Genomic DNA, 17,051 nt, shown 5'->3' on the forward strand with positions numbered 1-17,051 from the left:
GACGCATGGGTCTGCCGGAGCGGATCGCGGCGGGAGACAGCGGCCTGCTGCTCTTCAGCATCACACCGCCGAAGCTGGCGACCACGCCCGAACAGGCCCAGCGGATCGCCGACGCCGTCCTGGAGCGCCTCCGCGGGGTCGACGTGGATGCGTTGGTGCTCTATGACATCGACGACGAGAGCGACCGCAACGCCGAGGAGCGCCCCTTCCCCTACCTGCCGACCATGGATCCCGCCCGCTTCCTCGACGCCCATCTGAGTGGCTGGCAGCGATCGGTCGTGGTCTACCGCTGTGTCGGCAAGTACGACGAGCGCGAACTCGGCGCCTGGCTCTGCGAGCAGCCGGCGGCGTGGGTGCTGAGCGTCTTCGTCGGCGCCTCCTCGGGCAGCAAGGAGGTCCGCACCTCGCTGCCGGCCGCGCAGAAGCTCCGCGCCACCGAGCGGCCCGACCTGCGGATGGGCGGCGTCGCCATCCCCGAGCGCGGCACCGCTGAGCCACGGCGGATGCTGCGCAAGCAGGACGCAGGCTGCTCGTTCTTCATCACGCAGGTCGTCTACGACACCTCGGCGGCGAAGAGCATGGTCTCCGACTACCTCCTCGCCTGCCGTGATCGGGGCATCGCACCGGCGCCGGTGCTCTTCACCCTCTCGGTCTGCGGCTCGCTCAAGACGCTCGCGTTCTTGGACTGGCTGGGCGTGGACGTGCCGCGATGGATTCGCAACGACCTCGAGCACGCCCAGGACCCGCTGGCGACCTCCTTCGACCAGTGCGTAGCCACCGCCCGCGAGCTCGCCGCGTTCTGCGAGCGGCTGGGCGCGCCGTACGGGTTCAACGTGGAGAGCGTGTCGAACCGTCGCGTCGAGATCGAGGCGTCGGTCCGGCTCGCGGCCACGCTGAGGACACTGGCTCTCGCGTGACATTCGCCACCGTCGGCGCCGTTCACGAGGCGTTCGCTGTTCGGCAGGATGGCCTTTCGTGAGCAAGACCGTCAGCATGACACAGGGTTCGAAGACCGCCGCGGGCAACTTCTTCGAGGACTTCGCCATCGGCCAGGTCATCGTGCACGCCACGCCCCGCACGGTGACCGAGGGCGATCGAGCGTTGTACGGCGCGCTGTACCCGACGCGCTTCGCCGTACCGTCCTCGGCGCAGTTCGCCGCCGCGGTGGGTCTCCAGGCGCACCCGGTCGAGGAGCTGATCGGCTTCCACATCGCCTTCGGCAAGACCGTTCCGGACATCTCCCTGAACGCGGTGGCGAACCTCGGGTACGCCGAGTGCCGCTTCCACCAGCCGGTGGTTCCGGGCGACACGCTCTCGACCCGATCCGAGGTGATCGGCCTCAAGCAGAACTCCAACGGGAAGTCGGGCGTGGTCTACGTCCGCTCGACCGCCACCAACCAGCGTGGCGAGGTCGCGATCGAGTGGGTGCGTTGGGTGATGGTGCACAAGCGCTCTGCGCAGAGCCCGGCGCCGGAGACGGTGCTGCCCGTGCTGGCGCCGGCCGTGGAGCCGGCGGACCTGGTGGTGCCGGCGGGCCTGGACTTCACCTCCTACGACTTCGCCGCGGCAGGCGAGCCGCACCGCTACGACGACTACGAGGTCGGCGAGAAGATCGACCACGTCGACGGGGTCACGCTCACCGATGCCGAGCACATGATGGCGACGCGGCTGTGGCAGAACACCGCCAAGGTGCACTTCAACACCGAGGCCCGCGCCGACGGCACCCGGCTCGTCTACGGCGGCCATGTCATCTCGCTGGCCCGCGCGCTCTCGTTCAACGGTCTGGCCAACGCCCAGCTCATCGCCGCCATCAACGCGGGCTCGCACGTCGCGCCGGCCTTCGCGGGCGACACGATCTATGCCTGGTCCGAGGTGCTCGCCAAGGCGGCGACGTCGGCGCCGGGAGTCGGTGCGCTGCGACTGCGACTGGTCGCCACCAAGGGCCGTGACGAGGCGATGGCGCTGCGCGACGGCGAGGGCAAGTACGCCGCCGGCGTCCTGCTTGATCTGGACTACTGGGCCCTTATCCCGCGCTGAGTGTCCTTCGCTCGCTGAGCCTGTCGAGAGACGCCTCGACAGGCTCGGCGGCCGTGCCCTAGCGTCGCGGCCATGCTGGTAGTGACGACGAACGACCTGCCCGGGTGGGAGATCCAGCGGGTGTGCGGCGAGGTGATGGGCCTGACGGTCCGCTCGCGCAACGCTTTCTCACAGATGGGCGCCGGCTTCAAGTCGCTGGTCGGCGGCGAGCTGAAGGGCATGACCCAGAACCTCATCAACAGCCGGAACGACGTGATGACGCGGATGATCGAGGAGGCTCGCAACCGGGGTGGCAACGCGATCGTCGCGATGCGCTATGACACCTCGGAGATGAGCAACACCTGGACCGAGATCTGCGCCTACGGCACCGCCGTGGTCGCGAAGCCCGTTACCGATGCGGCACGTGAGACGGCGCGCCAGCTCGGCTATCAACGCTGACGGGCGGGCACCTCGACGGTGGTGACGGCGAACGCGCGGGCCAGCGGCAGCATCGCCAGGATCAGCACCATCGGTACGGCGAAGCCGATCCGCAACGAGCTCGAGCCGAAGACACCGGTCATCACCGATCCGAGCAGCGCGCCGACGTAGTTGAACTGGTTGAACCGCGCGATCACCGCATCCACCCGCTGCTGGCTGCCGCCGGCGATCCGGGCCGCGGCGGAGAAGCTGAGCGGTGCGATCACGGCGACCCCGGCGCCGAGCACGGTGAACCCGACGACAGCGACCGGCCACGACGGCGCGAAGACCACGACCGCCAGCGCGGCGCAGGCAACCACGGCGCCGATCCGCAGCACCGGGACGACGCCGTGCCGCGTCACCAGGGCGTCGCCGGAGAGCCGGGTGACCAGGGAGGCCAGCAGATAGGGGAACGTCGCCAGTGCCACCAGGTGGTGCGGCGTCGGGAAGACGTCGTCGAGGTAGATCGGTCCCCAGGTCTGCACGGCCGTGTCGACCATGTAGAAGAGCACCATGCCGAGCCCGACCAGCAGGATCGGTCGCCACGGGATGCCGCCGAGACCGACGTCGACGGTGGCGCCGACGCGGGGCAGCAGGGGGCCGGCCGCTGCGATGAGCGGCACCACCAGCAGGAACGCGTCCGCCCACAGCGGCGCGCCGCCGAGGGCGAGGGCGAGCGCGCCGCCGATCACCCCGCCCAGCGTCCAGGCCCCGTGGAAGGACGGCAGGATCGGGCGGCCGTAGGCATGCTCCAGCGCCACGGCCTGCATGTTCGTGCCGGCATCGACCGCGCCGAGCGCCACGCCGTACAGGGCCAGGCCGAGGATGAAGAAGGGCATCGCCGGTGCCGTGGTGATGATCGGGAGCGCGACGGCGATCAGCACGAGTCCGCCGCGCAGCAGGCGCCCGCTGGGATGCCGCTTGGCGAGGTTCTCGGCGACGACCGAGCCGACGCCGGCCAGCAGCACCATCATCAGCAAGAGCCCCGACAGGCCGAGGTCGGAGAGGTTCCAACGGTCCTGGAAGCGCGGCAGCCGGGCCGTCAGGCTGATGTACACCAGCCCCTGGGTGGCGAACGCGACCTGGGCGGCGCGGCGCGAGCGCGCCAGGTGCACCGATGGCGTCGGCGCAGCGTCGGGGATGGTCATGGGGTGATCGTGGCAGCAGTCTCGTCGGTTCGCCTGTCAGACTCGCGGCGTGAGTGAGCGAAGCGAGCGAACCGTCCGACACCGACTCCCTCGTGCCTCGGGCGCGCATGGAGCGCAGCGAGCGCGCGCATGAGCCTCTACCTCGCGCGTCATGGTGCCACCGAGTGGAGCGAAGCGGGGCGGCACACCTCGACCACTGACCTGCCGCTGCTGCCCGAGGGTGAGGAGTCCGCGCGCCGGCTCAGGCCGCGGCTGGCGGAGCACAGCTTCGAGCACGTGCTCACCTCGCCGCGGCAGCGTGCGCGGCGTACCGCCGAGCTGGCCGGCTTCCCCGACGCGGTCGTCGATGAGGACCTGGTCGAGTGGGACTACGGCAGCTACGAGGGCATCACCACCACCCAGATCCGCGAGCACGACCCGGACTGGAGCATCTGGACCGGCGTGACTCCCGGCGGCGAGACCGCCCAGCAGATCACCGCTCGGCTGGACCGTGTGATCGCGCGTGTGCGTGCCCTGGAGGGTGACACGCTGGTCTTCGCGCACGGACACTGCCTGCGGGCGCTCGCCGCGCGTTGGCTGGGGGAGCCGGTGTCCTTCGGTCGGTTCCTCGTGCTCGGCACCGCCACCCTCTCCGTGCTCGGCGACGATCGCGGCCAGCCCGCCGTGTTGACCTGGAACTGCTGACGTCGGCCCGCCGGTCGAGGTGCGAGCAGCGCACGTCCTGACGTGCGGGTCTCCACCTCTTGACCGGCGCCCGTGCGCGCGGGACGGTGGGGGACATGCCGCCGCTGGCCCCCGGTTGCCCGCGCTGCCCCACGCCCGTCGCCCGGGTGGGTGAGGGGGGCAGCTGGGCATGCCCCGACCACGGTCCGGTCCGTCCGTTGTGGCGGCCTGCACAACCCAGCTACGACGGGTTCGTCGCCCACCTGGATCAGGCGGACGGGTTTCCGACGTACCTGCCCTGGCCGTTGAGGCCCGGCTGGGAGGTCACCGACTTCGCTGTCGTCGGCGACGACCGAGGCGCGACCGCGACCCTGACCTGCGTCTCGGGGCCGAGCGAGCTGGACGGGCCGGTCGACGTGCTCGTGGTGGCGGAGGAGGCCGGGGTGGGCCTCGGCGCCCGCTGCGCCGGTACGTCGGGGGCCGACCCGGGCACCGAAGCGGGAGACGGGCCGCCGGCGGCCCGGCTGCGGATCGGCAGCCAGCCGGTGCCGCTGTGGCCGGTGGCGTCCTGGCACACCACGGGTGAGCCCTTCCCCGGCACCGGGTGGAGCGCCACGGATGGCGGCCCCGACGGCCCGGTCGACACCGCGGCGGCCGGCCTGAACGGCGAGTGGGACAGGTCGGTGGTGGTGGGCGAGGCCGCGGGCCGGTGGCTGTGGCTGGTGCTACGGCCCGCTTCCGCGATCCTCCTGCTGAACGACGAATGGCAGTTGCGTGACGTCTCCGGCCTCGGGATGGCGCTGGTGGAGGTTCCCTTCGGCGGACCGCACGGCACGTGGTGAGTACGCTCCCAGAGTGCGCATCGACCTCCACACCCACTCACGGGTGAGCGACGGGACCGATTCGCCCGCCGAGCTGGTGGCGGCCGCCGCCGCGAGCGGGCTCGACGTCGTGGCGATCACCGACCACGACAGCACAGCGGGCTGGCCCGAGGCCTTGGCCGCCGGAGCCGAGCACGGCGTGACGGTGGTGCCAGGCATCGAGATCAGCACCGAGTACGCCGGCCACAGCGTCCATCTGCTGGGCTACCTGCTCGACCCGACCCTCCCTGAGCTGGTCACCCAGCTCGACCACGTGCTGGCCGGCCGGTCCGCCCGGGTGCCGACGATGGTCTCCCAGCTCCAGGAGATCGGCATCCCGATCACCGAGGACGACGTCTACCAGCAGTCGGCCGAGGCGGCTGCGACCGGCCGTCCGCACGTCGCCGACGCGCTGGTGGCGCTCGGTGTCGTCGGCCACCGCAACGAGGCGTTCGACCGCTACCTGTCGTGGGGCCGGCAGGGGTTCGTGGACCGCTACAACGCACCGCTGGAGGAGGTCATCCGGCTCGTCGCCGAGGCCGGTGGCGTCACCGTGATAGCGCATCCCTGGGGTCGCAGCGGGCGGCACGAGCCGTCCGAGGAGCACATCGCCGGGCTGGTCGCACTCGGCCTCGGCGGTCTCGAGGTCGACCACCAGGACCATCCGCCATCGACCCGGGATGCCTTGCGCGCGATCGCGCGCAACCTCGACCTGATCGTCACCGGCTCCAGCGATTACCACGGCACCGGCAAGACCGGGCACCCTCTGGGCGTGAACACCACCGATCCCGCCGAGCTGCGTCGACTCCTGGACCGGGCTGCGGCGGCGTCGGCGGCCGCCGGACGTCCCACGCCGCAGGTGGTGCTGCCGTGATCACCGGTGCGTTGTTCGGCGAGACCTTCGTCACGCTGTTCGTGATCATGGACCCGATCGGCACCGTGCCGATCTTCCTGTCACTGACCAGCGGCCGCTCGGCGGCGACGGCGCGACGGGCCGCCTGGCAGGCCGTGCTGGTCGCCTTCGGCGTGATCGCGGCGTTCGCGTTCTTCGGGCAGGCGATCCTCGACTACCTCGGCATCTCGGTGGCGTCGCTGCAGTGCGCCGGTGGCCTGCTGCTGCTCCTGGTCGCGCTGGAGCTGCTGACCGGGAAGTCCGACGACCAGCCGGCGTCGGGGGACACCAACATCGCACTCGTCCCGCTCGGTACGCCGCTGCTGGCCGGACCGGGAGCGATCGTGGCGACGATGGTCTTCTCCCGCCGGGTGCACGAGTTCGCCGACTTCACCGCGGTCGCGCTGGGCGTCATAGCCGTCCACGTGGCGCTGTGGCTGGTGATGCGCTTCTCGCTGCCGATCCTGCGACTGATCCGGGAGGGCGGCGTCATGCTGGTCACCCGGATCGCCGGTCTGCTGCTGGCGGCGATCGCCGTGCAGATGGTCGAGGATGCGGTGCGGGTCTTCATCGAGAGCGCCTAGAACGGTCGCCTAGAACGGTCGCCGAACGTGTCGAGGCGCCTCGACACGTTCGGCGTACGTCGCTCGGCGTACGTCACTTGCGGCCCAGCGACTGGAACCGCTGCAGCACGCCCTTCGGGATCGCCCTGGTCACGCCCACGACCGCCTTGTACTGCGCCGACGGGATCGAGAAGACCTTCTTCTTCCGATAGTCCTTGAGGGCTGCGGCGACGAGGTCGTCGACCTCGAGCCACATGAAGCCGGGCGCCGAGCCGCGCGAGACGCCCATCCGCTCGTGGAACTCGGTCTTGGTGAAGCCGGGGCACAGCGCCATCACGTGCACGCCGCGCTCGGCATACTCGTGCGAGGCCCACTCGCTGAAGCTGTTCACCCAGGCCTTGGCTGCGCTGTAGGTGCCGCGGGGGAGGAAGGCCGCGACACTGGAGACGTTGATGATGCCGCCGCGACCGCGGGCCGCCATCGGGCCGAGGGCGGCGTGCGAGAGACGCAGTACGGCGACCACCAGCACGTCGAGCATCTCCTGCTCCTGGTCGGCGGTGTTGTCCAGGAACCGCTGCTTGAGTCCGAAACCGGCGTTGTTGACCAGGAGGTCGACCGGACGCTCCATGTCGGTCAGCCGCTCCTCGACGGTGCCCAGCTGGGCACGGTCGCCGAGGTCGGCCGCGAGGACCTCGACCTGCACGCGGTGCGTGGTGGTCAGCTCGGCCGCCACTTCCTCCAGCCGACCCTTGTCGCGGGCGACGAGGACCAGGTCGTGACCCTGGGCGGCGAGCTGGCGCGCGAAGGCGAGGCCGATGCCGGCGGTGGCGCCGGTGATGAGTGCAGTCTCGGACATACCGTCAGTCTGACACCGACTTCGCCAGCCGTCGGGCATGATGGACCTGATGACCACCACGCTCGCGATCGCCAACCAGAAGGGTGGCGTCGCCAAGACCACTTCCGTCGCCTCGCTCGGCGCCGCGCTTGCGGAGCTCGGTCACAGGGTGCTGCTCGTCGACCTGGACCCGCAGGCCTGCCTGACCTTCTCCCTCGGCATCGATCCCGAGGACCTCGAGCTGTCCGTGCACCACGTGCTCACCAAGCGCACCGACCCGGCCGAGGTCATCCTGCATACCGAGGACGGGGTCGACCTGCTGCCGGCGACGATCGAGCTGGCCCGCGCGGAGGCCGACCTGTTGACCCGGACCGGCCGCGAGCACGTGCTCAGCGCGGTGCTGGAAGACGTGGACGACTATGACTGGGTGCTGCTGGACTGCCCGCCCTCGTTGGGTGTGCTGACGGTCGCCGCACTCACCGCTGCCGACGGCGTACTTGTCCCACTGCAGTGCGAGACCCTCTCGCACCGTGGTGTCGGACAGCTGCTCGACACCGTCCACGACGTACGCCGCTTCACCAACAAGGACCTCGAGGTCTGGGGCGTCCTGCCGACGCTCTACGACGGTCGCACCACCCATGCACGGACCGTGCTGGAGACGATCTCGGAGACCTACGGTCTCGACGTGATCGAGCCGCCGATCCCGAAGACGATCAAGTTCGCGGAGGCACCGGCCGCCGGGAGGTCGATCCTGGCGACCTCGCGGTCGAGCAAGGGTGCGCAGGCCTACCGGGAGGTCGCGGTCCACCTCGCCGAGCGTGCCGCACGGAGCCGCCGGCCGTGAGCAAGCATCGCGCTGACGCCCGGCCCCGCTGGGGGCGGATCGGGCTGCTGACGGCCGCGATGGGGGTGACTCTCATCGCCGTGCTCGCGGGCTTCGGGATCTTCTCCGGCTCGCCCGACCGGTCGGTGGCGACCGATCCGGCCGCCGCTGCGGCGTCGCTGCCCAAGAGCGCCGTGTCGGCTGTGCCGACCGCCTCGCCGTCAGCGTCTCCGTCGTCGGCCGCCTCCTCCGATGCCGGGTCGGCATCGGCCGGTTCGTCTGCTGCGTCGGGCTCCAGCTCGTCGTCGGCACCCGCAGTCTCGGCGGATGCCGACACCGCGCTGCCGGCCGGCTCGGGTACGGGCAAGCGGGCCGTGTTCTCCCAGACCGAGCAGCGGGTGTGGATCGTCGGCTCCGACGGCACGGTCGAGCGCACCTACCCGGTCTCGGGCAGCGACGAGGACAACCTCGTAGCCGGCACCTATCACGTCTACGGGAAGTCCCGCTGGGCCGTCGGCATTGACGACTCGGGCGTCATGCAGTACTTCGTCCGGTTCGCGCACGGCACCGACAACGGTGCCTCGATCGGCTTCCACAGCATCCCGACCAAGGGCGGCAAGCCGCTGCAGACCGTCGCCCAACTGGGTCAGCGGCTCTCACACGGCTGCATCAGGCAGAAGACCGACGATGCGATAGCGATGTGGGACTTCGCCTCGGTCGGCACCGAGGTGGTCGTCGTCGCCTGAGGCGGCGGGGATATGGATTGACCCCCAGGGGTCAAAACCGCAGGTTGTCGGCCAAAGCTCTGCCCATCAACGTGCGGTTCTGACCCCCAGGGGTCAAAGCCGATTCACTCAGCGGCAGCCGGGGCGCCCTCGCCGGCCGGCTTGGCACCCGCCGGGCGACGGCGGCGACGGCGGTTGCGCGACGGCGTGCTCTCGCCGTCGGCACTCTCGGCACCCTCGGGGCTACCGGCCACAGCTGCCTGCGGGCTGTCGCCCGCGCCGTCCGGCGTACCGGCGACGACCTCGCCGCTGCGGGAGCGGGTGCGGCTGCGCGACCGGTTGCGCGGGGCGCGCTCGGAACGCTCACTGTCCTTGCTGGCGGGCCGCTCGGCCCTCGGGGCGGGCTCGGACTTCTTCAGCCGGCCCTTGGTGCCCTTCGGGATGCCCATGTCGTGCAGGAAGTGCTCGGAGGAGGAGTAGGTCTCCACGAGCGCGTCGAACGGCAGGTCGAGGGCCTTGTTGATCATCTTCCACTTGTGCAGGTCGGCCCAGTCGACCAGCGTGACGGCGATCCCGGAGGCGCCGGCGCGGCCGGTGCGGCCGATGCGGTGGACGTAGGTCTTCTCATCGTCGGGCGTCGTGTAGTTGATCACGTGGCTGACGCCGGTCACGTCGATGCCGCGGGCGGCCACATCGGTGCAGACCAGGATCTGCACCTTGCCGTCGCGGAAGCGCTGCATCGTCTTCTCGCGGGCGACCTGTGCCATGTCGCCGTGCAGGGCGCCGGCGTTGAAGCCGCGGTCGGTCAGGTCGTCGGCGACGCGCTGCGCCTGGCGCTTGGTCCGGGCGAAGACGACGACCTTGTCGACGCCCTCGGTGCCGACGAGGATGCGGCCGATCATCTCCGGCTTGTCCAGGTCGTGGGCCTGGTAGACGTACTGGGCGGTCGCCGGCACCATCGAGGTGTCGTACGACGACTCGGCGCGGATGTTCATCGGGTGCCGCATGTGGGTGCGGGCCAGCGCCACGATCGCGCCCGGCATGGTCGCCGAGAACAGCATCGTCTGGCGGGTCTCCGGCGTGAGGCTGAGCAGCTTCTCCACGTCGGGGAGGAAGCCGAGGTCCAGCATCTCGTCGGCCTCGTCGAGCACGAGTGCGTGCACGTGGGAGAGGTCGAGCACCTTGCGGTTGGCCAGGTCGATGAGGCGGCCCGGCGTACCGATCACGATGTCGACGCCGGTCTCCATCGCCTCGATCTGCGGCTCGTAGCCCACGCCGCCGTAGACGGCCACGGTGCGCAGGCCGCGCAGCGAGCAGGCCACTGTGATGTCGCCGTACACCTGCAGCGCCAGCTCGCGCGTCGGTGCCACGATCAGCGCCTGGGGCTTGCCCTGCGGAAGGTCGACGTAGTCGGGGTCGGTGGGGGAGACGCTGCGCTGCACCACGGGGATGCCGAAGGCGAGGGTCTTGCCGGTGCCGGTGCGGGCCTGGCCGATCAGGTCGGTGCCCTGCAGGGCGACGGAGAGGGTCATCTCCTGGATGGCGAACGGCTCGATGATGCCCTTGCTCTCGAGCGCGTCGCAGATCTCGGGCATGACGCCGAGGTCACGGAAGGTGGTCATGATTCAGCTGTCGCTTTCGCTTGACGGGGAGCGGCTCTGACGTCTCAACCAGGTCGTCTCAACCAGTCAGGGAAAGCGCAGTGCCGCGCACATACAAGTCCCAAGTCTATCGGTAGGGTGCTCCCGTGGTTGCATCTGTGGCTCCCGACCTGTCCGACCCGCACTATCGTGCGGCCATCGTCGACCTGCTCGGCGCCATCGGGTACGGCGAGATCTCCGCCTGCGAGCGGCTCACCGAGGACGCCGGCCGTGCGCCGTCGCTGGCCGACAAGCTGGAGTTGCTGCAGCTGGCCAATGCGCAGTTCGCCCAGGTGACGCCGATCCTTGAGGGGCTGCGCGAGCTCGGCGCCGACCCATACGAGGCGATGGCGCCCTTCCGGGTCCCGATCGACACCTTCCACGAGTACACCGCCCCCGCCGACTGGTGGGAGTCCCTCGTCAAGGCGTACGTCGGGGACAACCTGGTGCGCGACTTCTACCGCGAGTTCGCGGTCCACCTCGATCCTCGGACCCGATCGCTGATCACCTCCACACTGGTCGAGGACCGCAGCGAGTTCATCGTCGACCGGGTCCGGGCGGGCATCCGGGCCGACCACCTGATCGCCGGCCGGCTGGCGCTGTGGGGACGTCGGATCATGGGGGAGGCGTTGACCCAGACGCAGCACGTCGCGGCCGAGCGGGACACGCTCTCCGAGGTGCTGGCGGGCGACGTGATCGGCACCCTGGACCTGGCCTCGATCGCCGATATCTTCGGCCGCATCACCCAGCGGCACATCGAGCGGATGGGGCAGCTCGGGCTCGAGCACTGAGCGCGCGACCTGAACGCAGGGTGGCTGGAAAGTAAAGAGAAGCCGGTTCTTCTTCTCACCAGCCGGTGCCGGGGGCCGATCAGGAACACCGCGCCCGTCGCGCCTGGAGCTCTTCCGCGGACGGCCGCCGTTCCCGTCCGTCTCCTACGGAAGAGTCTTCATGCTCCGTATCACCACTCGGCTGCGCCGTTCCCTCGGCGTGGCCGTGGCCGGCTGCATCGCCGCCACAGGTCTCACTCTCGCTCTGCCGGTCGCCGCGCACGCCGGTGGGCTGCCGTCCCAGACGATCGACTTCCCAACGGTCCCGGCCACGCCACTCTCGGCCGGCAGCGTGACGGCGGCCGCTACGGCGCTGACCGGCGCTCCCGGGACACCGTCGGGTCTCTCGGTCAGCTATGCCTCCACCACCACTGGCGTCTGCACCACTGCCGGCGGTAGCCACATCACCCTCGTCGCCCGCGGTGACTGCACGATCGTGGCCAGCCAGGATGGGGACGAGGATTACGCGGCTGCTGCTGACGTGCCCCAGACATTCTCGGTCGAGGACGTTCCGGCGCTTGCGATTCCAGTGATCTCGACACAGCTGCTGAGCACCGGCAGCCTGATGATCCAGGCGACCTCGCCCTCAGGCGGCTTCATCCAGTACGGCTCCAACACCCCCGACGTCTGCTCGATGAAGGTCTACTCCCGCCGCCCGGCCGGCACTGTGCGTCCGGCGATGTCGAGCAACAGCAGTCTGCTGACGTTCAACAAGGTCGGCACGTGCACGGTCGCCGCTCTGCAGTACCCCGACGCCGACCACTACTGGCTTGCGGCCGGTACGGTGACGCGCTCCTTCCAGATCGTGGCCGCCAAGTCAGCCCTCTCGCTCCAGGTCCCCGCCGGCGTCGCGCTGTCGAAGCACACCGCGACGTACAAGGTGACGTCCTCGGCGGCGGTCGAGAACGTCCTGCGTCAGTCGACGAACACCACGATCGCGAAGATCACCACCACCTCGGACACCCCGTCGGTGTGCACCGTCGCCTCGGCTTCGTCGCTGAAGCTGGTCAAGGCCGGCACGTGCCGTGTCATGGCCGCTCAGGCAGGCGTGGGCATGGTGACCAAGTCGTTCCCGGTGTGGGGCGCTCCGGTCATCCCGGCAAAGGGCAAGACCACCCAGACCGTTCCGGTGCTGGGCAAGGGCGAGTCGGACCTGCGGGTCAAGGCCACGCCGGCCGCGGTCTGCCGCGTCGCCGACGGTGAGGTCACCCTGATCGCGCCCGGCACCTGCAAGATCGCGGTGACCGACGGCGCCGCCAAGGTGCGCGCGGGCAAGGTCAAGGTCGCGTTCGTGAAGGCGGCCACGCCGTCGAAGCAGCTCAAGCACGGCGGCAAGGTGCTGTTCGCGTTCGACTCCGCGGTGCTGACCCGGGCCGCGAAGAAGTCCCTGCGCGGTGACCTCGCCACGCTGCGCACCGCCCGCACGGTCATCGTGTACGGCAACACCTACGGCCCGGGCAAGAACAGCGCCCACAGCCGCAAGCTCGCCTCGAAGCGTGCTGCTGCGGTGGTCGCATTCCTCAAGGCGCACGGTGTGAAGGCCAAGGCCGTCACCGTCGCTGCCGCGATGGAGAACCCGGTCAGCAAGAACCCGGCGAAGAACCGCCGCGCCGACATCTACTACACCAAGTAGGGTCTCAGCAGAGACGACCGCGCCCTCACTCGATATCGGGTGAGGGCGCGGTCGTCTCCGTACGGGAAGGGTCAGGCCCTGCGGTCGCGTCCGGTGACGAAGGAAGCCCCCATCACGGCGAGCGCGGCCACGGCGATCTGCCAGACGTGGCGCCACCAGTCGATGCCCCGGGTCATGTTGTCCCACTTGTCGGAGGGGCTGTCCTTGAAGATGGCGTAGTAGAGCGTGTTGCCGACCAGCATGCCGATGATGCCGCAGACGACGGTCAGCCAGAAGGGGATGTTGTCGCGGTGGCCGGGCGCGAAGAACTTGCCGAGCGCGCCGATGATGATGCCGCCGACGAGGGTGACGATGATCGTCCAGAGCATGATGCTTGCCTTCCGTGTGGTCAGGCGGGGCAGGTACCCCACGGCTGATCTTCCACCCACGGTGACGTCTGTGCACTCACCCCATGACGCAGTACGCCGCCGCGTGTCGCGACGGCGTACTGGTGTGGTGAGGCTCGGTGTGGCGGGGTCAGCTCCGGAAGCCGACGGTGCCCAGGGTGCCGCCGCCGATCTCGACGTAGGCGATCTTCTCGGCGGGGACGATGATGTGCTTGCCCTTGCGGTCGCGCAGCGTCAGGACGCCGCCGGCGGCGACGGCGTCGGCCACGAGCTTCTCCACCGACTCCAGCGACTCGTCGGTCTCCACGACCAGCTCACGGGCGGCGTACTGGACGCCGATCTTGATCTCCACGGCGGGCTCCTTCTCGGGGGTAGGACGGCTCAATGCTCGTCGGTCTTCGGGTAGCCGGCGATGCCTCGCCAGGCAAGGCCTCCGACGAAGTCGGCGGCGGCGTCCTTGTCCATCCGCCGCTGGCTGTCGAGCCAGAACCGGGAGGAGACCTCTGCCATTCCCACCAGGCTCGAGGCGAGCAGCAGAGCGGCGGGCTCGGGCAGCGCCGTGTCGGCCGCGATCACCTCCGCGATCGCGGAGGAGCACTCGTTGGTGACCCGGTCGACCTGCTCGCGCACCAGCGGCTCGTTGGTGAGGTCGGACTCGAAGATGAGGCGGTAGGCGCCGGACTCGCTGGCGACGTAGTCGTAGAAGGCGTGCACCGTCCGGGCGACGCGCTCCTTGTTGTCGCTGGTGGAGGCGAGCGCCTCGCGGACGTTGCCGATCATGGCGTCACAGGACTGCTCCAGCAGTGCGAGGTAGAGCTCCAGCTTGCCGGGGAAGTGCTGATAGAGCACCGGCTTGGAGACGCCGGCCCGCTCGGCGATGTCGTCCATCGCGGCGGAGTGGTAGCCCTGGGCGACGAAGACCTCGAGCGCGGCGCCGAGAAGCTGCGTGCGGCGCTCGGATCGAGGCATGCGGGCGCCGCGGCGGCGTACCTCGTCGATGTCGTACTGGTCGGTGCTCACGCCGTCCTGCTCCCGCTCGGTCATGCCGTTGATGATCAGGCCCGCAGCCTACTCTTCGGTAGATCGATATCGGATGCCGGGACCATCGCCGCGCGCGTTGCCTCGTGCGGGAACATGGAGGCCAGGACACGTGTTGGGCCGGGTACCGCGGCGCACATCGCGCGGTCCGGAACGACAGACAGCCAGACCTAAGGAGGATCCCGTGCCGCTCGCACCGCTCGTGGAGCCCGCTGACGAGCTCAGCATCGACGAGGTACGCCGCTACAGCCGCCACCTGATCATCCCCGATGTCGGCATGGCCGGGCAGAAGCGGCTCAAGAACGCCAAGGTGCTGATCATCGGCGCCGGCGGTCTCGGCAGCCCCGCCCTGCTCTACCTGGCCGCCGCCGGCGTTGGCACGCTCGGCATCGTGGAGTTCGACGAGGTCGACGAGTCCAACCTGCAGCGTCAGATCATCCACAAGCAGTCGACCATCGGTCAGCCGAAGGCGCAGTCGGCCAAGGCCGCCGTGAACGAGGTCAACCCCTACGTCAACGTCGTGCTGCACGAGGAGCGGCTCGACAACGACAACGTGTACCGGATCTTCGAGGGCTACGACCTGATCGTCGACGGCACCGACAACTTCGCGACCCGCTACCTGGTCAACGACGCCGCCTACTTCCTCGGCATCCCCTACGTGTGGGGCTCGATCTACCGCTTCGACGGCCAGGCATCGGTCTTCGCCGCCGGCCTGCGCAACTCGAAGAACGAGGAGCTCGCCAAGGCTGCCGAGAACGCGCCCTGCTACCGCTGCCTCTACCCCGAGCCGCCGCCGCCGGGCATGGTCCCCTCCTGCGCAGAGGGTGGCGTGCTGGGTGTGCTGTGCGCCAGCATCGGCTCCATCCAGGTCAACGAGGCGATCAAGCTGCTGGCCGGGATCGGCGAGCCGCTGGTCGGCGAGCTGATGGTCTACGACGCGCTCGAGATGGAGTACCGCAAGCTCAAGGTCCGCAAGGACCCCAACTGCCGGCTGTGCGGTGAGCACCCGGACGTCACCGGTCTGATCGACTACGACTACTTCTGCGGCAACATCTCCGACGAGGCGGCCGACGCGGCCGCAGGCTCGACCATCTCGGTGGTCCAACTCGAGCACATGCTCAAGGAGCGCGAGGAGGGTGCCCGCGAGTTCGTCCTGGTGGACGTGCGCGAGCCCAACGAGTACGAGATCAACAGGATCCCGGGCTCGGTGCTGATCCCGAAGAACGAGTTCCTCAACGGCAACGCGTTCGACGAGCTCGGCAAGCTGACCGACAACGGCTCCAAGCAGTTGGTGCTGCACTGCAAGAGCGGCGTCCGCTCCGCGGAGTGCCTGGCGATCGCCAAGGGCGCCGGTTACGGCGACGCGGTGCACGTCGGCGGCGGCGTGGTCGCGTGGGTCAACCAGATCGACCCGTCGCAGCCCGCCTACTGAGGCGGCCGCGCTCGCTGAGATGACATCGGACCGCCTCGACGACTACGTCGAGGCGGTCCTGTCCATCGTGGAGCAGGTCCCGCGCGGACGCGCCACGACGTACGGCGCGATCGCCGATGCACTCTTCGACGAGTTCGGCGGTGGTCCACGGCAGGCCGCGGCAGTGATGGCGCGGCACGGCTCGCTGGTCACATGGTGGCGGGTGGTGCGCGCGGACGGCAGCCTGCCCGAGCGATTGGGCGACGAGGCCCGTCAGGCCTATCTGTCCGAGGGCACTCCGCTGCGGGGGACCGGTGCTGTCGACCTGCGCGATGCGCTCTGGCTGCCCACCTGATGGGCCCCGAGTCGTCGTTACCGGCCGGTCACCTCCATCATCGACCTCGTGCTCTACCGACTGCTGCACGCCATCGTCCCGCCGCTGCTCCGGCTGATCTGGCGCCCGCGGGTGACCGGCACCGAGCGGGTGCCCCGCACCGGCGGCGTGATCCTGGCCAGCAACCACCGCAGTTTCGTCGACTCGGTGGTGATCCCCTCGACGTCGCCTCGGCCGGTGCGTTTCCTGGCCAAGTCCGACTACTTCACCGGCACCGGCATCAAGGGCGGCCTGATGCGGGCCTTCTTCGCAGGTCTGGGCATGCTGCCTGTCGACCGCGACGACCCGCAGGCGGCGCTGGGGTCGCTGGACACCGCGCTGGAGGTGCTCGGACGCGGTGAGGCGTTCGGCATCTATCCGGAGGGGACCCGATCGCGCGACGGGCGGCTCTACCGCGGCCGCACCGGCGTGGCCCACCTCGCGCTGACCGCGGGGGTTCCCGTCGTACCCGTGGGGTTGAAGGGGACCGAGAAGCTTCAGCCGGTCGGCTCGAACGTCCCGCGGATCGTGCGGGTGGAGGTGGCCTTCGGCGAGCCGATCGAGGTGGCGGCCCGATTCGAGGGGATGGCGCCGGGCAAGGCCCGAAGGATCCTGACCGACGAGATCATGAGCGCGATCCAGGAGCTCTCCGGCCAGGAGGCCGCAGGCGTCTACAACGACCGGGCTCCCGACGCCTGAGCCGCGAGCCTTGAGAACGGCCTCGCACCGGCGCACCAT

The 17,051-nt window shown here is 69.8% G+C and carries 20 protein-coding genes; 14 read left to right on the top strand and 6 right to left on the bottom strand.

The features are described 5' to 3' along the window. Nucleotides 1–5 precede the first annotated feature (5 nt). The 3 genes from H036_RS0111115 (at nucleotide 6) to H036_RS0111125 (ending at nucleotide 2,475) form a co-directional block, all read left to right on the top strand. Nucleotides 6–917, top strand: coding sequence for a methylenetetrahydrofolate reductase (locus H036_RS0111115; protein WP_017934860.1), 912 nt, complete (start codon nucleotides 6–8; stop codon nucleotides 915–917). Between the two features lie 58 nt (nucleotides 918–975). Further along, nucleotides 976–2,037 carry a MaoC family dehydratase gene (locus H036_RS0111120; protein WP_017934861.1) on the top strand — a complete coding sequence of 354 codons (1,062 nt, stop codon included), beginning with the start codon at nucleotides 976–978 and terminating at the stop codon, nucleotides 2,035–2,037. 72 nt (nucleotides 2,038–2,109) lie between these two features. Then, nucleotides 2,110–2,475, top strand: coding sequence for a YbjQ family protein (locus H036_RS0111125; RefSeq protein WP_017934862.1), 366 nt, complete (start codon nucleotides 2,110–2,112; stop codon nucleotides 2,473–2,475). Here H036_RS0111125 and H036_RS0111130 read toward each other — a convergent pair. Further along, complete coding sequence (locus tag H036_RS0111130; RefSeq protein WP_017934863.1) at nucleotides 2,466–3,641, bottom strand: MFS transporter; 1,176 nt, start codon at nucleotides 3,639–3,641, stop codon at nucleotides 2,466–2,468. The two genes, H036_RS0111125 and H036_RS0111130, sit on opposite strands and share 10 nt — an antisense overlap. A gap of 129 nt (nucleotides 3,642–3,770) precedes the next feature. On the opposite strand from H036_RS0111130, the gene H036_RS0111135 reads away from it, so the two are divergent. The 4 genes from H036_RS0111135 (at nucleotide 3,771) to H036_RS0111150 (ending at nucleotide 6,640) form a co-directional block, all read left to right on the top strand. Next, the gene (locus H036_RS0111135) at nucleotides 3,771–4,325 is read left to right on the top strand and encodes a histidine phosphatase family protein (RefSeq protein WP_017934864.1); all 555 of its coding nucleotides are present in this window, start codon (nucleotides 3,771–3,773) and stop codon (nucleotides 4,323–4,325) included. 95 nt (nucleotides 4,326–4,420) lie between these two features. Continuing rightward, on the top strand, nucleotides 4,421–5,146 hold the full coding sequence (locus H036_RS0111140) for a DUF6758 family protein (RefSeq protein WP_081615522.1): 726 nt from the start codon (nucleotides 4,421–4,423) through the stop codon (nucleotides 5,144–5,146). A gap of 13 nt (nucleotides 5,147–5,159) precedes the next feature. Beyond that, on the top strand, nucleotides 5,160–6,038 hold the full coding sequence (locus tag H036_RS0111145) for a PHP domain-containing protein (protein WP_017934866.1): 879 nt from the start codon (nucleotides 5,160–5,162) through the stop codon (nucleotides 6,036–6,038). Further along, the gene (locus H036_RS0111150) at nucleotides 6,035–6,640 is read left to right on the top strand and encodes a MarC family protein (RefSeq protein WP_017934867.1); all 606 of its coding nucleotides are present in this window, start codon (nucleotides 6,035–6,037) and stop codon (nucleotides 6,638–6,640) included. Before H036_RS0111145 ends, H036_RS0111150 begins: the two co-directional genes overlap by 4 nt. A 73-nt stretch (nucleotides 6,641–6,713) precedes the next feature. On the opposite strand, the gene H036_RS0111155 is transcribed toward H036_RS0111150, so the two are convergent. Further along, a complete protein-coding gene (locus H036_RS0111155) occupies nucleotides 6,714–7,475 on the bottom strand; it encodes an SDR family NAD(P)-dependent oxidoreductase (RefSeq protein WP_017934868.1) in 762 nt (253 codons plus the stop codon). Between the two features lie 49 nt (nucleotides 7,476–7,524). On the opposite strand from H036_RS0111155, the gene H036_RS0111160 reads away from it, so the two are divergent. Both H036_RS0111160 and H036_RS24420 read left to right on the top strand, forming a co-directional pair. Next, nucleotides 7,525–8,298 (top strand): ParA family protein, encoded by a 774-nt coding sequence (locus tag H036_RS0111160; RefSeq protein ID WP_017934869.1) that lies wholly within the window; start codon nucleotides 7,525–7,527, stop codon nucleotides 8,296–8,298. Further along, nucleotides 8,295–9,023 (top strand): L,D-transpeptidase, encoded by a 729-nt coding sequence (locus H036_RS24420; RefSeq protein ID WP_017934870.1) that lies wholly within the window; start codon nucleotides 8,295–8,297, stop codon nucleotides 9,021–9,023. Before H036_RS0111160 ends, H036_RS24420 begins: the two co-directional genes overlap by 4 nt. 104 nt (nucleotides 9,024–9,127) lie before the next feature. On the opposite strand, the gene H036_RS0111170 is transcribed toward H036_RS24420, so the two are convergent. Continuing rightward, nucleotides 9,128–10,624 (bottom strand): DEAD/DEAH box helicase, encoded by a 1,497-nt coding sequence (locus H036_RS0111170; protein WP_017934871.1) that lies wholly within the window; start codon nucleotides 10,622–10,624, stop codon nucleotides 9,128–9,130. Between the two features lie 125 nt (nucleotides 10,625–10,749). Between H036_RS0111170 and H036_RS0111175 the strand changes: the two genes are divergently transcribed. Together H036_RS0111175 and H036_RS0111180 are read left to right on the top strand one after the other, a co-directional pair. Beyond that, nucleotides 10,750–11,433 carry a ferritin-like fold-containing protein gene (locus H036_RS0111175; protein ID WP_036488088.1) on the top strand — a complete coding sequence of 228 codons (684 nt, stop codon included), beginning with the start codon at nucleotides 10,750–10,752 and terminating at the stop codon, nucleotides 11,431–11,433. Nucleotides 11,434–11,593: 160 nt separating this feature from the next. Beyond that, entirely contained in the window at nucleotides 11,594–13,105 is a 1,512-nt protein-coding gene (locus H036_RS0111180) for an OmpA family protein (protein ID WP_017934873.1), read from the top strand. Between the two features lie 71 nt (nucleotides 13,106–13,176). Here H036_RS0111180 and H036_RS0111185 read toward each other — a convergent pair whose 3' ends face one another. The 3 genes from H036_RS0111185 to H036_RS0111195 form a co-directional block, all read right to left on the bottom strand. After that, nucleotides 13,177–13,473, bottom strand: a complete 297-nt coding sequence (locus H036_RS0111185; protein ID WP_026145962.1) for a membrane protein — start codon at nucleotides 13,471–13,473, stop codon at nucleotides 13,177–13,179. A 148-nt stretch (nucleotides 13,474–13,621) separates the two neighbouring features. Further along, nucleotides 13,622–13,843 carry a DUF3107 domain-containing protein gene (locus H036_RS0111190; protein WP_017934875.1) on the bottom strand — a complete coding sequence of 74 codons (222 nt, stop codon included), beginning with the start codon at nucleotides 13,841–13,843 and terminating at the stop codon, nucleotides 13,622–13,624. 29 nt (nucleotides 13,844–13,872) lie between these two features. Then, on the bottom strand, nucleotides 13,873–14,535 hold the full coding sequence (locus H036_RS0111195) for a TetR/AcrR family transcriptional regulator (RefSeq protein WP_017934876.1): 663 nt from the start codon (nucleotides 14,533–14,535) through the stop codon (nucleotides 13,873–13,875). Between the two features lie 178 nt (nucleotides 14,536–14,713). Between H036_RS0111195 and moeZ the strand changes: the two genes are divergently transcribed. From moeZ to H036_RS0111210, 3 genes are read left to right on the top strand one after another with little or no spacing between them, the layout of a single operon-like run. Next, on the top strand, nucleotides 14,714–15,961 hold the full coding sequence (moeZ, locus tag H036_RS0111200) for an adenylyltransferase/sulfurtransferase MoeZ (RefSeq protein WP_017934877.1): 1,248 nt from the start codon (nucleotides 14,714–14,716) through the stop codon (nucleotides 15,959–15,961). A gap of 19 nt (nucleotides 15,962–15,980) precedes the next feature. Beyond that, nucleotides 15,981–16,295 (top strand): MGMT family protein, encoded by a 315-nt coding sequence (locus tag H036_RS0111205; RefSeq protein ID WP_017934878.1) that lies wholly within the window; start codon nucleotides 15,981–15,983, stop codon nucleotides 16,293–16,295. A 48-nt stretch (nucleotides 16,296–16,343) separates the two neighbouring features. Continuing rightward, the gene (locus H036_RS0111210; protein ID WP_017934879.1) at nucleotides 16,344–17,012 is read left to right on the top strand and encodes a lysophospholipid acyltransferase family protein; all 669 of its coding nucleotides are present in this window, start codon (nucleotides 16,344–16,346) and stop codon (nucleotides 17,010–17,012) included. The last annotated feature ends 39 nt before the right edge of the window (nucleotides 17,013–17,051 follow it).

The organism is Nocardioides sp. Iso805N, assembly GCF_000364605.1.
Taxonomy (GTDB): Bacteria; Actinomycetota; Actinomycetes; order Propionibacteriales; family Nocardioidaceae; genus Nocardioides.